10 protein-coding genes are annotated in these 15241 nt (G+C 47.2%); 3 read left to right on the top strand and 7 right to left on the bottom strand.

Annotated features, from left to right (window positions below; translation table 11 throughout):
• Nucleotides 1–24: 24 nt before the first annotated feature.
• On the top strand, nt 25–3324 hold the full coding sequence (locus MKX36_RS03430) for a DUF5695 domain-containing protein (protein ID WP_340864225.1): 3300 nt from the start codon (nt 25–27) through the stop codon (nt 3322–3324).
• Between the two features lie 299 nt (nt 3325–3623).
• Here the strand turns inward: MKX36_RS03430 and MKX36_RS03425 are convergent, their stop codons facing one another.
• Nucleotides 3624–4670, bottom strand: coding sequence for a hypothetical protein (locus MKX36_RS03425; protein ID WP_016819389.1), 1047 nt, complete (start codon nt 4668–4670; stop codon nt 3624–3626).
• A 217-nt stretch (nt 4671–4887) separates the two neighbouring features.
• Here MKX36_RS03425 and MKX36_RS03420 point away from each other — a divergent pair, with 217 nt between their 5' ends.
• Together MKX36_RS03420 and MKX36_RS03415 are read left to right on the top strand one after the other, a co-directional pair.
• Entirely contained in the window at nt 4888–5286 is a 399-nt protein-coding gene (locus MKX36_RS03420; protein ID WP_340864224.1) for a hypothetical protein, read from the top strand.
• A 567-nt stretch (nt 5287–5853) separates the two neighbouring features.
• The gene (locus MKX36_RS03415; RefSeq protein WP_340864223.1) at nt 5854–6804 is read left to right on the top strand and encodes a glycoside hydrolase family 26 protein; all 951 of its coding nucleotides are present in this window, start codon (nt 5854–5856) and stop codon (nt 6802–6804) included.
• A 271-nt stretch (nt 6805–7075) separates the two neighbouring features.
• Here the strand turns inward: MKX36_RS03415 and MKX36_RS03410 are convergent, their stop codons facing one another.
• From MKX36_RS03410 to MKX36_RS03385, 6 genes are all read right to left on the bottom strand, one after another.
• Complete coding sequence (locus tag MKX36_RS03410) at nt 7076–7903, bottom strand: carbohydrate ABC transporter permease (RefSeq protein ID WP_340864222.1); 828 nt, start codon at nt 7901–7903, stop codon at nt 7076–7078.
• On the bottom strand, nt 7900–8784 hold the full coding sequence (locus MKX36_RS03405) for a carbohydrate ABC transporter permease (protein ID WP_016819393.1): 885 nt from the start codon (nt 8782–8784) through the stop codon (nt 7900–7902). The genes MKX36_RS03410 and MKX36_RS03405 overlap by 4 nt, the downstream gene beginning before the upstream one ends.
• Before the next feature lie 38 nt (nt 8785–8822).
• A complete protein-coding gene (locus MKX36_RS03400) occupies nt 8823–10103 on the bottom strand; it encodes an ABC transporter substrate-binding protein (RefSeq protein WP_340864221.1) in 1281 nt (426 codons plus the stop codon).
• 110 nt (nt 10104–10213) lie between these two features.
• Nucleotides 10214–11281 (bottom strand): response regulator transcription factor, encoded by a 1068-nt coding sequence (locus MKX36_RS03395; RefSeq protein ID WP_025363984.1) that lies wholly within the window; start codon nt 11279–11281, stop codon nt 10214–10216.
• Complete coding sequence (locus MKX36_RS03390) at nt 11278–13077, bottom strand: sensor histidine kinase (protein WP_340864220.1); 1800 nt, start codon at nt 13075–13077, stop codon at nt 11278–11280. Before MKX36_RS03390 ends, MKX36_RS03395 begins: the two co-directional genes overlap by 4 nt.
• Before the next feature lie 132 nt (nt 13078–13209).
• Complete coding sequence (locus tag MKX36_RS03385) at nt 13210–15216, bottom strand: beta-galactosidase (RefSeq protein WP_025363982.1); 2007 nt, start codon at nt 15214–15216, stop codon at nt 13210–13212.
• Nucleotides 15217–15241: the final 25 nt, after the last annotated feature.

Below are 15241 nucleotides of genomic sequence, written 5' to 3'. Positions count from 1 at the left end.
AACCTTTGTTAGGAGGTTGATAGCATGGCAGTACAGCTATCTAATCAAATATTCTCCATCTCAATCGGGGATTATGGGGATATCTCTTCCTTACGTCTGACAGGAGACACCTTCAATACGAATTATGTCATGAACGGCTCTAACGCACCTAAACAAAATACGTCAGATCATCAGTGGCTGGGTGAACTCATGTTCACCTATCGTCTCGGTAACGGGGCGTGGACTCGGGCATGGACAAGCAATTCTGCTGATGTGCGCCAGATCATCTCTTCTGGTAACAGCGTCCAGATATCCTATCAAAATTCCTCCAACCATCAGGGAATACGCAACTTCACTTTACAAGAAACCTATTCGTTGGTTAACGACTATTTACATTGGCAAATGAAAGTAACGAATACTTCTAATCAAGCACTGGAAATCGGAGATTGGGGGCTGCCGCTTCCTTTTAACGAATACTGGTCCGGTGGCAATAATGAACAAATCTATGAAACCAGAGTACTCTCTCACTCCTTTGTAGGTCATCACAGTTCCTTTATTACAGCTGGACGACCTAGCGGCATCGGACCGTATATCCTGCTGCTACCTGATGCCGCAACGGGTGCTGGTCTCGAATATCAGGACCACTGGAGAGTCGAGGAGCATCCTGGCAGTACATGGGCTATGGAGCAAGGCGGCTGGTCTGAGGGACTTAATGTGTTCTATATCCACTCCAATGTCATCAAAAGCACCAACCGTGGTTATCTCGGAAGCACCAGTCTGTCGCTGGCCCCTGGTGAAAGCAAAACGTATGCCTTTAAATTCTACAAGGTAACGGACGAGCAGGCTGTAAAGGACAGGCTATACAGCGAGGGGCATGTAGATGTGACCGTGGTTCCGGGTATGATTGTCCCGACCAATCTCAAAGCTAAATTCGATCTGCATACCCGTAAATCCATTACCTCTGTCACAGCGCAGTATCCCTCCGAAACGACCATCAGCTATTTGGAAAATGCCCCTACAAACCACAAAATATATGAGCTTACACTGGGACGATTGGGTCACAACAATATTACAGTAAATTACGGTAACGGCGAAAAAACCGTTCTCCAGTTCTATGCCATTGAGCCGGTTGACACTGCACTTCAGCGTCACTCCACCTTCATGGTCAACAGCACCCAATGGAACGTACCCGGAGACCTGCGGGACAAGGTGTTTGACGACTGGATGATGCAATATAAGGCCAAACGCAACAGCTTTGCTGGCTACTGGGGCTGGGGTGATGATTGGGGATTAACTCACGGCCAGTTTCTAGCGGAGAAAAATGTCCAGAAGCCCGTGGCGTCTGAGATCAAGGCTGTCGATGATTATCTGGAGGTGGCTATCTGGACGAATCTGATGGAAGGCCATCATACCGATTATTTGGTCCCTGATTTCCTGATGCCACAACCTAATACGACACCAACATACCGGGGCTATGCCTATCCGCACATTTATAATACGTTTTTCAGCATGTATAAACTTGCCAAGCTGTATCCCAACCTGGTCAGCTATCGCAATAGCAAAAACACATATTTGCTACGTGCTTATCGTATTTTTAAAGCGTTGTATGAAGGTCCTGTTGCTTATAACTGGAACACAGGGCTTATGGGTGAGCTGACCACACCTGATATGATTAAGGCGCTTCAGGAAGAAGGATTGACTACTGAGGCTAACGACATGATTGCCAAAATGGCTACCAAGTACAACAATTTCAAAAACACCACCTATCCCTATGGCTCTGAGTACAACTATGACAATACAGGCGAAGAGGCGGTATATACACTTGCCAAAATGAACGGCAATACGACAATGATGAGCAAAATCAATGCCAAAACACGCGCCGCACGCGGACATATGCCTGTCTGGTACTATTACGCCGATCCGGTCACAATCACCGGAGAGAATTGGTGGAACTTCCAGTACACCACTTCGCTGGCGGGCTATGCGATGGATGACTGGACACGTCGTTATTCGTCCAAGCCAGAAGTGGACCAGCGCCTATCCTATGCCGCCAAACTGGCGAACATCGGGGCGATTAATTCAGGACAGATCAGCCCGGACCCTGCCAATATCGGGGCAGTATCTTGGACATATCAGGCAGGTAAGGGCAATTACGGCGCCCTTGGTCTGGACGGCGGCCCTCTCTTTAACGGATGGCGTGGCATGTCCGGGGAAGCCGATCTAGGACTGTTTGGAGCCATTAAAATCCTAAGTTCGGATGTTGCTGTCGATCCCATATTCGGATTGTTCGGTTATGGCTGTGACGTTACAGAAAGCAATAACAGCTATACGGTTACTCCAAAAGACGGCGTATTCCAACGTCTGCATCTGATTACCCAGAAGCTGAGTCTGGAGTTGAACCGGGACCAATATACCTTGGCCGTCGTGTCCAAATCCAAGAACAACATCCGTCTGATGTTGAAAAATACGACACCAGGCACAGCTCATACTACTACTGTGACAATAACCGGACTCGCGACAGGTACGTATGACGTACTGGTAGACGGCACAAAAACCGGCTCAGTCACTGCTGTTAACAGTGCTGCGACTACAACCAGCCTGAATATCGGTACGGCAGCCAACTACGATATCCGCATTCAGTCCAGTACAGGCAATCCAGCTCCCGCTGGGGACATTATAGCCCATTATGAATTTAACGAAACGGCCGGATCAACCGCAGCCGATTCGTCAGGTTATGGGCAGCAGGCCAGTGTAATTGGCGGCTCGTGGAGCGCGGGGCGGAATGGCAATGCCCTGCGCCTTAACGGTATTGGCGCCTATGCCAGCCTGCCCGGCGGAATCGTTAGCAGTTTAAATGACTTTACGATTGCAGCATGGGTACGAGTGAACACGCATAATGGCTGGGCTCGTCTGTTTGATTTTGGAGCAGGAACAGATCGGTATATGTTTTTGACCCCGAAGGCCGAAGGGACAGGTATGCGTTTTGCCATCACTGTCTTGGGGAACGGAGAGGAACAGCAGCTGAACGCCCCGGAACTGGCGACAGGGGTGTGGAAGCATGTAGCAGTGACTCTGTCAGGCACTACGGGAATTATGTATGTGGACGGTATAGAGGCGACACGTAACACGGGTATGACGCTGAGACCTTCCAGCCTTGGACTGACAGATTGGAACTACATTGGGAAATCCCAGTTTGATGATCCTTATCTTAACGGTGCAGTAGATGAGCTGATCATTTACAACAGAGCTCTGACTGCTCAGGAAATCAGGGGCTTGGCCTCGGCAAGCAGCACCATTACAGCCCATGATTTGAGAGTCCAAGCATATGCTGAAGGGGCCGATTAGAATGTAATTATAAATTTAATTTAATGCATTCCTTTCATGCCATTAACGTTTTAGATTGTGAATGATTTGTATTATGAATGATTCGTACCATGAATCATTGGCGTCGTAAATGATTGGTATCGTGAATTATTTTTGCGGGTGCTTCCCATCGCCTCCGCCCCGGATTTCTTATCTTAATTCTGCAATCAGGGGAGAAATCCGGGGAGATGATGCTTCCGAAGCGAGCCTTCCTATGGAAAGCTGGTAAATCGACCACTTTACCGAGGGGTCTAGCCGTAGCTCTTCCATCTGCAGAGCAATTAGCTTCGTCTAATACGTGTCGTTCTTGGTCTTAAGCGAACGAGCTCCTCACTGGTGAGTTGTCTAGTATAGGAACGAGGGGAAGATCCTGTATCTACCCTGAGTACCCTGCCTGCCCCGCTGGGGCGGGCTACTCGTGTGTTGAATACCTGCATGACCCACTGCACTGGAAAGGCTATGGATAAGCGACCATCTGCCGTGCCTGCATAGTTGACCGCGGCTGCATAATTATCGGACTGTCTGAGCCATACAGAGCCGGAATCCCCGGGTAGTGATACAGGAGTCGTACCTCTAATAACTGTCTGATCTTCGAAGGTCAGCAGGCCCAACTCACCACCATAATTGATTTGCAAGTCCGTATAGACGGACTCTACCGTGCCATTAACCCGCCCGCTCGTACGCCCTACCTTCTTCAATCTTTCTCCTATGCGATAGGCGGTAACATGACCCGGAATCGCTCCCACTGTAGCATAACGGGGATTGAGCAGGTTGTTGCGGGTCGGAAGCGAAAGCGCTGCATCAATCAGGTTCGTTCCAGTGGGATTTAAGCGTACGTAACGATACAGTCGTCCTATACGATCCTGGGCAACCGTCCCCCCATCGGCTCCGCCTGGCTGAATTGTAGCCTCCCGATTGTCTGTATTGGAGGGATTGAGCACATGGTTATTGCTTAAAAGATAACGTGTAGCCGGCGCTCCAGTTGGGGCAACGATAAGTCCGGTTGTACCGGAGCCTTCAATCGTCCCGACACTGTAGCCGGCGATGACCGGGCGGATGCGCACTTTGTAGTCCGTAGCATTAGCCCTGATTTTTCCAGTCTTTACAATTCGGACAGGAACGTTCGATTTCTTCCCTAAGGCAGTGGCCGACAAGAGTCCAGTAGAGGCCGACGCTAGACGGTCCGTGTACACAATGACAGCGGCTCCCTTTTTGGGGTGCGCAGGGTCCCTGTAGCCTACGCCAATGCCGTGAACACCGGACATTTTTAAGACTCGCTTGGCCATCCGCTTTTTCACTTGAAGCGCGGCCGAGAAGGTAGCCAACATAATCATCTCCTTTTACTTTCAGATGAAATATTGTATGGCTAAGGCCGCTCTGCGTTCCATTTGATCTTACGATCGCTGTTGCTTCTCTAGCTCCAAACGGACCGTTGCGCTACCGAACTCCGTATCGAACTATATATGAAGGAATTACAAAATATGGTATAATCACTCGCGAAATTGGCATTCGATCATTTGATTCTAATGTTCGAGGAGGTATTTCATGTTTTCAATGATATTGACATACAGCATACAGGCAATTGTAATTTTACTGATTATCTTCACAGTGTTGAGAAACAACAGAAAGAAAATAGGCCGGGGATCACTTTCACTGCTGTTATCTCTTCTTGGCATGGCTGTTTCTTTTGAATTTGGCGATTACATATTCGGAGACCAGTTGCTTTCCTTTTTAGGAATGTCAGCATGGTCCAATCCTGTTAATAATACTGGGTTCCACTACACTATTTTTGTATCGAGTATTTTATTTATTCCTAGCTTAATCATTGGATATAAAAATTCTGAAGATTTTGGAGCTCTTATTGGAAGACGAATTTCTAGTATTTATCTATTTATAATCATCATTTCGCTTTTATTTTTCATAATAAGCTGTTTGTCGAAGTGAAAGTTGGATGTGTGGTCATTCCAAAATAAGAGGCCTTTCTATAATTGAACTGATCTCTGTTAAGTAAACAGTAATAAAAAAGCAACCTTAGGCAGCCTAAGTCCGATATTCATACGGTCTTAGGCTGCTTAATTTCTGTTAAAAACAATGGTGTGTAGAAATAGATGTAACGTCAAGTGTGCGAGTATGAATTCTCTATATAGTACAAGAATAACAATAATTGCAATCAAAATTCATAAAAATGAACCGGAAATATTTTCTTTTTCACATACTTAGCCTCTACCACTGTTTGCAGAAATTGATAGTTTATTGTTATATGAAATAATTTTTACTTCAATAGAACTATTTTAGTTTTTTTCCTTGCAGTCGATATAATTGAGGATTCGTCAAAAAGCTCTTTCCTATAGGAAGATGGGATCAACTCGCTAAAAATAATGTACGTTGTGATTGATAGTAAAAGTCAACCAGCCGATCCGAGGAGGTAGTGTACTAGAACATTTTTCACTTAACACACCTTATCTTGCGTTAACCGATAGCAAGATATAAAACATTAGGAGGACAACCAATATGAATTCATTCAAGAAAACGAAGAGCTTGATCACCGCCCTGACCGGGGCTGCGTTATTATTCGCGCTACCGATGACGGCAGGCGCGGAAAGTAATATCAATTATACTGGCATGTTCCTGGGCTATGACGGAAGTGTAGACACCAGTCCTGTCCAGACCTACAACCCTGACATCGTCTCTTATGATCTGCTGAACTGGAACTACGGGGGGAGCGATGCAGCCTCCATTACCTCCCATAGCGCCTCAGCCATCCAAGGCTTAGGTAAAATCGTTACCATTTCTACCCACATGCCCAATCCCCAGGGTGGAAATGTAAACGCCCCGATGTCTGATTCCGATTTTAAGATCTTGGCCAATACAGACATTTCATCCATCAATTCATCCAGCCCCGTATGGCTGCAAAATTATAAGGCTCAGATTGACAATGTTGTGACTAGCCTGCAAAAGTTTGACTCATCCCCCGTCTACTATAGACCCTTCCATGAAATGAACGGAGGCTGGTTCTGGTGGGGAAACAAGAACACGACAGACTATAAGAACCTGTACATCAATCTGTACGATTACATCGTGACAACCCATGGCATGTCCAACGTCAATTTTGTCTATGCTCCAAATAAAGGAGCCAACGCGGCCGCTTATTATCCCGGCTCCAGCTATGTCACTTGGATTGGCATCGACGCCTACAGCGACGATCCGTCCAATGACAATGAAATCAAGATGGCTTACAATGACATCAAAGGACTTGGCAAAACTTATGGCTTCTGCGAGATTGGACCAGCCGTGGGCGGCGAACATGTGGATCGCAACAATAATCAGCTCAAGGAATTCGATTATTCGCTTTGGAGCAGTGCCCTGAATGAGGTCTACACTGGAGCAAGCTTCTTTATCACCTGGGACGGCGCTTATGCTCCGCAGAACAATACGAATAGCAGCACGCTGTTTGCGAAGTAAAGCTCACAGTAAGCGTCCGGCTCCCGGTTCGGCAGCAAGGCATCGTACGTGTTATTCCAAGAAGACAGCAAGGTCCTGGAAGATTAGGACGTCATCAAGCACGACAAAAAAGCATGCCCTTATGAACTGAAGTTCCCTATCAAGCAGCCAGTTATTAATAAGCCCTATTTAAACAGCCTGAGTCCCATATTCGTAGGGGCTCAGGCTGTTTAGTCTCTTTTGAAAACGTTCGTGGTTAAGAAAGGCTTTTTTTAGCAATGAGAAGCACAGCTTATCCCTTAACTGCTCCCTCCGCAATGCCTTCCATAATGAATTTTTGAAAAAAGGCATAGATCAGAATAACCGGGATGGAGGTCAGCACGAGCGCAGCCAGAATGAGCGACCAATCCTTGTTGTATTCTCCAAACAACATATTGGTCGAGAGAATCAGGGTGTAATGGTTCACATCCGTCAGCATCAAAAGTGGAAGTAAAAAGTCATTCCAAATCCACAGGAAATCCAAAATGGCAATTGTGACGGTGATCGGCAGCAGCAAGGGAAATATAATGCGAAAGAACGTTTGGAACTCATTGCAGCCGTCCATTTGCGCGGATTCTTCCAGCTCACGCGGGATGGATTTGACGAATCCATGATACAAAAAGATGGCCATGTTCACGCCCAAACCGATATAGATCAAAGCCAAGCCGTACGTACTGCCTTGAACAGACAAATCTTTCGCCATCCGTGTAAGCGGTATCATTATAGAGTGAAAAGGCACCAGCATGGACGCAACAAACAGGAAGAAAATCGCACTGCTCAGTTTTCCACTTGTACGAGACAGCTTGTAGCCTGCCAGTGCCGAACAGACCACGATCCCGCCAATGCCGATAAAAGAAATAATCGTAGAATTCAGAGCGCTGTTCAGCAAATGGGTCTGATGAAAGGCCTGGCTGTAATTTTCAAAGTGAAGCTTCGTCGGCAGCGCCGTAAAGGATGCAAACATCTCACCCTGTGTTTTAAACGAATTAATGACCGCCATGTAGATCGGGAAGAAGGACACGACTGCGCCCACGCACAGAATCAGCGTGATCAGCAAGGAATTAGCCTTTTTCAGCCTCATGCCTCCACCTCCCTCTTCTTCATGACACGCAGCTGGATCAGAGTAAAGATGAGCACAATGGCGAACAAAATAACGGATTTAGCACTCGCATAGCCATAGCGGAAATTATTCGAGAAGGCCTCCTCATAAATGTTCATCGTAATTACCTGTGTGCTGCGTCCCGGTCCTCCGCCAGTCAGTCCATACACAACCTCATACACCTTGAAAGCACCGTTAAGTGTCAGGAAGAAACAGATCGTAATCGCGTGGGTAATCATCGGCAGCGTCACACTTCGCAATGTCTGAAATGCGTTCGCTCCATCAATAATAGCAGCCTCCTTCAAGCTTTGTGGTACACCCTGAAGTGCAGCCAGATAGATGATCATCATATATCCCACACCATTCCAGAGCGAGACAATAATGATGGAAAAGAACGATACTTTCGGATCACCCAGCCATGATTGACCTAAAAAGGCGATAGCCGTCTTTTCGGCAATCTGCGGCAGCACAGAGGAAAAAACGAATGTCCACATAAATGCGCTAATAATAGTACTGATCATATTGGGCATAAAAAATATCGTCCGAAAAAATCCTTTGCTGCGTGTGCGTGATTCAATCAACACTGCCAGTACTAGCGCAAGTACATTTTGTAGCACGATCATGACCAACACGTATTTAAGTGTAAACCAAAGGGAATTGAGAAAATCGGGGTCTTCCTTCAAGGATTCCACAAAGTTCCCCAAGCCGATAAAGTTGTAATTGGGATTCAATCCGTTCCAGTCTGTAAAGCTGTAGTACATGCCGCTGATCGTTGGAATAAGCAGGAAGATGGCGTAAAAGATCAGTGCCGGGGCAGTAAACGCCAGCAGCATGACGTATTTTTTGTAGATTTTAAAAGGCATGGAGTCTCTCCCTCCCGATGTCATTCTGTAGGTTCCCGCTACTTGTTCACTTTGTTATACGATTTCCATGCCTTATCCAGCGCCTTAATGACGTCATCCTGCGAGAGCTGACCAGCATAATAGGATTGGAGCGACTTACCTGCCTCGTCCTTGACCGCCTGCGGGATGGATGGATCTTGGTACGACTTGCCTGCTTTCACATATTCGGTAGCGTCATTAACCCAAGGATAGCTTTTGAACGTATGGACTTTGGAGATAGGGTTAAATTTCAATGCTTCATAGAACGCGCTGGAATCCTTGTCGTCCAACACATAGTTAACAAAATCGAGTGCAACCTCCTTATTCTTGCTTGTAGAGGATACAGCCAGCGAAGTCGAAGTGGACAGATTGATCAAGGTCGCATTCGGATCGTCATTAATCGGTAGCGGGGCTACTCCAAAGTCCATCTTCGGATCAGATTTTAAAATCGTTTCCGCAAACCACGGCCCCTGAATCCACATCGCCGCTTTACCTGAGGCAAATGCCGCCGACCCATCATCCCCGCCAATTTCCAGCGCCTTATCTGTACCGTTGCTGTTCACTAGATCAATAATATCGAACATGCTCTTCATTTCCGAGAAAGAGCCTTTGTCCTGATTCATCCGTTCGATAAAATCCTTATTCTGTGTGTTCATCATTGCACCTGCAGTGAGCGGCACGAACAACTGTGGAATCCAGGATTCCTTGTAGGACAACAGGAACGGTTTCACATGATTCGCTTTCAGCTTGTCGACGACAGCCTTCATTTCGGTCAACGTTCCCGGCGGCTTCAAATCCAAATCCTTAAATATCTTTTTATTGTACAAATAGCCCCAGGAGATCGTTTCCAAAGGAACCGCTACAACCTTGCCGTCTTGAGTTGTCACCGAGGGCTTAACGCTGTCCATCAATTTGCTGACAAATGGCTGACTGGACAAATCCTCCAAGTATCCCGCTTTGTAAAACGGTGGAATTTCATTCACCGCATGCAGTGCGAATACGTCCGGTGCATCGTTTGATGCGAGCCTTGTCTTCAAAATTTGTGCGGCATTGTCAGCAGGCGGCATCTCCAGTTGAACGGTAACGTCGATATTTTTATCTTTCTTCTCTTTGGCTACAAACGCATTAATGTATTTATCGTAGTGCTCCTTCAAACGGGGCTGAGCAATAAACATTTTGAGATTTACGGTTTTGCCGTCTCCACCGGAACCGCTGCTGTCACTGCCTGAAGAATTCGCTCCACATCCGGCCAACAACGTGCCAACCAGCATCGTACTCAATACACCTTTCCACATCTTCATGCAAAATGACCTCCCCTAAGTTGAAAATAACGATTTTGTATACGCTTTCATTATAGGATGGGAGGCCACTTCTGCCATTGGACACCGTTAGCATATTGAATTGGATTTTTTTAAACTTCCTTTCTCATTTCACCGGGGGCCATGCCAAAATGCTTTTTAAATACCCGATAAAAATAAGACACATCCTCGTACCCAGCCATCTCTGCAACGGCTTTAATTGAAATCTGTTTATTGGCCAGCCATTCCCGCGCCTTTTCCATTCTCCGTTCTACAATGTAGTCCGTTACATTCTGACCGTACTCCTGCTTAAATACCTTGCTCATATACTCTTTGCTCACAAAAAAGTTTTTCGCCAACTGCTCCAGTGTGATCGGCCCTGCATAGTAACTATCGATATACCGCCGTACCTCCTCCAAATTCAGCTTGTTTTTGTATTTCCGCTGCCGAATCAGCTGATCCAGTTCCTGAACATAGCATGACGATACGAATTCCAGCGCATGTTCTACAGAGGATAGAACAGCCTGCGAAAGCGGAAATCCACCCTTTGCCGTAGAAGTATTCAGCCCGTTATCCGCTGACAGCTCTTTCAGCAGAGAAAGCAGCTCCTGCACCAGCCTGCCCAGCATAGTTTGACCTGGTGCTCCATAACTCTCCAACTCCTGCACAACCTGTCTGCATGTTAAGTTCACCCCATCACGATTCAGCTCATTAAAATAAAGACGCAGCAGTTGCTTATACCGGGTTAACTTGTGAAAAAACTCATAATCCAGTTCTGTTGCTTCTGGTTGCTGTTCGGCCAACTTGACCTCCAGATCGTTTTTGCATTTGAGCAGCACCGCATTCAGCTCGACAGGATTGACAGGCTTTAGCAAATAATCAACAGCCTTGTAACGGATCGCATGTTTGGCATACGCGAAGTCATCATATCCGCTCACGACAATGATTTTCACATCAGGACATTGGTTATTTAGCGCTTGCAGCAGCTCCACTCCGTCCGCACCTGGCATGTGCATGTCCGTAATCACAATATGGGGAGCTAACTCCCCGACCAGCCTGAATGCTTCATCTCCGTCCTCTGCCTCGCCCACCACCACCATTCCAAGCTTTTCCCATGTGCCAAACGTCTTCAAAATATCGCGGTTCCACGGCTCATCGTCAACGATTAATACCTTGATCATACTTTGCCCTCCTCTGCTGAGGTGAATGGAATACGAATAGTGACACATGTACCGACTCCTTGCTCACTATCTATCGTCACTCCGTAATGCACTCCAAAATTCATCCTTATACGTGAAGACACATTGCTTAATCCAATATGACTGCCCTGCGCCCAAATTGGTTCCTCCGATGCGTTTTCCAGCCTAGCTCGAACTTTTTCCAGCTTGTCGGGGGGCATACCGTTACCATTATCGCTGACCGTAATGCACACATCTTCTTTCATAATCTCCACGCGGATTGCCATTTTCCACGCCCCTGCCTTGCGATCAAGACCATGCTGAAATGCGTTTTCCAACAATGGTTGAAGCGATAGCTTCGGCAAACGAATATCCATTGCCTGCTCTTCTGTCTCCACCTGAAATACCAATCTTTGCGGAAAACGACGCTGCTGGATGCGCATATAATGTCCCACATGATCGAGCTCTGCGCGCAGAGAGGCCATATCCTGAGGCTCCCGTACCACGTAACGGAACATCTCACTCAGCGAACGAATGACTTCATAGGTATCCTCCGGCTTTTGCGAAAACACCATACTTCCGATCATTTGCAGCGTATTTTGCAGAAAATGAGGATGAATCTGCGCCTGGAGCGCTTTCAATTCAGCCGTCTTTTTTTGCAAATTGATACTGTATTCTGTCTGGATATGTTCGCGTATTCGGCCTGCCATCCCATGCAAACTTCTTTCCAGCAACCCAATCTCATCCGGTCGTATACTTGGTTCTCCAACCGGTCCCTTGATCATATCCAGTTCCTGCACCGAACGCGCCAAACGGACAATCGGGCGTGCGGTCCGCCATGCGATGAAAACGGCGATGCAAATGGAAACCAGGATTGAAATTACGCCTACGACAATACCATACAGCATGGTTGAAAAGGCACTGTGGTTAATGGAGGAAGTCGGTATGATTTTGACCAGTTTCAGTCCAACCACATCCAGATCATTGTAGAACACATAATGCTCGGCAGTTTGAAGCATCCCGGGACCCGGCTTAACGTCACGAAGAGCAGCCAGCACTCCTGCAGGAGGAGGCGATTGCCGAGCCTGCACTGGATACATAACTCTGCCATCCCTATCTGTAATCAACACTTGATGCTGATCCCCTCGTCCCAGCAGACCCAGCGTCTGATCGAATTGTGACCACAGCACCTCCAATGAAATAGCCCCCGTCTGCTTCTGGTCTTCAAAACGCCGAATACTGCGTGTCAGTGTAAAGCGTTCCGGGTCAGCGGAGCTTGGTCGAATCGAATAATCCTTATTCGCTTGCCACATCTCGGCATACTGTGAGGGAATACCGCTCACTGTCGTAATTTCATTTTGCATACTATTGAAGGTGAACACGGTTTGCGATTGCTTCAAATATAGCTGAATACCGATGACATGACTCCCGGCTGAATAATACACATTCGCCAGCGTATTCAGCATTTTTCGCTGGGCATTAAATTGGCTTGAAAGATTGTCGGGTTCTCGTTCATTTAAATAATCGCTTAGATCAGGGCTGATCTGAATGCTGTAAATCAGATGATTCAGACGATCTAACTGGTCGCTGATATAAATGCCCGTCCATTTCATATTGGACATGTTCGTCTCGACCACTTCGGTTTCCATAGACGATCTGCTTTTCTCCGCAGCCAGCACCGTGACAGCAATGACCGGCAGCACAGATAGAACAATCATCGTCAAGACTAGCTTGAGCTGAATGCTACGTCGATACGGGGCCATCAGCGCCCGAAACCAGCGGATTGCTCGGGTTGGCATAGCGATGCACTCCTCTATTCAGCCATATGCGAAAACGCCCCGCAATTCGCAGGGGCGCTTCACTTGCCGGATACTCCCGGCCGATACTATATAAAATGATTCGTACGTCGGTTTCAGCTCACTATTCATCATTTACGCTTCTTCGATAATTATAACACCCCAAGGCTCCAACTGGAGCATTTGTCCTTGGGTAACCCTCTGCTCTCCGATCAGCTCCTTGCCGTCTCCGTGCGGATATATCACCGAGCCTGCTTGTTCGGAATAGTTAAAGTAGTACCGGATCGTTCGCCCCAAATCATTCGTACCGGATTTGACAATGATCGGATAAGAAGCTTCCTGATCTAGTCCCCATACGCCTGCCTTTTTGGCTACAGAGCTTAATAATTCGCGGATGACCGCCGAACTGACGATACAGCCGATGTAGGTCGCCGTGCCCTGACCATAGCGATTTTGCGTAATCGCGGCATATTTGCCCCAATGCGGGTGATTATAATAAGCCAATACTTCCGCAGTCGTTGGGGTAATCAGCTCCATCCACGTATCTACCTGATTGTCCTCTGCTGCCACTTTAAAAGGATTATCCTTAAGCGTCACGTTCTTTGGCTCCACAAACAAGCTGTAATGAATGCCGCAGGCTTCGCTAATCACACCCGGCTGCTGGGAAGTTCTTACCTGCACATGCTCATTCGTAAATCCGCTTCGGGATGTGTAAACTACATGACCGCCTTGTTCGACATAGCGGTTCAGCTTCTCCAGCAGTGTATCTGGCGCAGAATAGAGGCTCGGGACGATCAAGAGATCGTAGTCATCAAACGATTCCGTACCCGGATGGACGATATCCGTCCCGATATTCAGCTTGTACAGCTCGTCATACAAACGGCGTACGATATCATTGTAATTCAATGGACTGTTCATATTAAACTTGAACCAGTTCATTGATGTCAACGCTTCGTTGCTGACCAGGATGGCTGTTTTATTTTTCTTTTTCAAATTGACCAGATGTGGGGATAATCTCGTAAAATCCTTCCCTATCGTCTGTGCTTCCTCATACACAGGATTCGGTTCAAAATCATGGCTGAGCAGACCTTTCCAGTAGGTTTCGAAGGAATTATGAATGGAATGCCAGTGCCAGTAAGCTACCATATTGGCCCCGGAAGCCAGATGGCTGAACGCTTGCAGTCGCAATTGTCCCGGATAAGGAACCCAGTGTGTAAACGCCTGCGCCTCCGTTTCCAGCACCAGGTAATTATTCTGTTTTGTTGAACGTGCCACATCACCACCAAAGGAAATCTCAATTCCAGTCAGATCATCCTGGGATGGATGGTAAATATCTACACCTGTCACATCAAACGCTTGAGATGCAGCAAAGTGATCCACATCCGGCTGAATCCCAAAGGAATGACCTCTCCACTCAAAATCAAAATTTTGCGTAACGAATTGGTCTTCCCGCTTATATTCATTGACAAGCGCAACCTGCCAGGACAGGAAATCCGTTACCAGCTTGCGCTGGAATTGGGAAAAGGCTGCGCCCAAGCTTCCATTAATCGTTCCGACCACCGAAGGGAAGTCCTCCCAGCTATTGATGCGATTGCTCCAGTAATCCAAGCCAAATTTGCGGTTCAGCTCATCCAGTGATTCAAACCGCTCCCGCAAATACTTCACAAATTGTAATTGCACATTGGGACCGCTCGTATGGTAATGCTTCGTCTCATTGTCTGTCTGAAAGCCGATGACCGCCGGATGCTGACTCACCCGTCCAATCAGCTTGCGTATGATTCGCTCAGCATGGAACAGGTACACCGGATTCGTAATGTCCATAATCTGGCGAGCTCCGTATTTGCCCGGCCCCTGAGGCGTTGTCGCCAATACATCGGGATGCTCCTTCACCAGCCATGTGGGCACAGCATAGGTCGGCGTGCCCACAATCACCTCAATACCGGCTTTATGCATAGCGTCCAGCACCCGATCCACGGAGGTGAAATCAAACACGCCATTTTGCGGTTCATGTGTACTCCAAGTAGATTCGGCTATCCGCACCACGTTAATTCCCGCATCCTTCATCATTTGGATATCCTGGTCCAAACGGTCATAAGGCATATATTCATCATAATAGGCAACACCGTACAGCAGCTTTTTCATCGAGTCGTCCTCCTATAAGTTCATG

Source organism: Paenibacillus sp. FSL W8-0439, from assembly GCF_038008995.1.
Classification (GTDB): Bacteria; Bacillota; Bacilli; order Paenibacillales; family Paenibacillaceae; genus Paenibacillus; species Paenibacillus polymyxa.
This window is presented reverse-complemented; position numbering and strand designations above follow the sequence as displayed.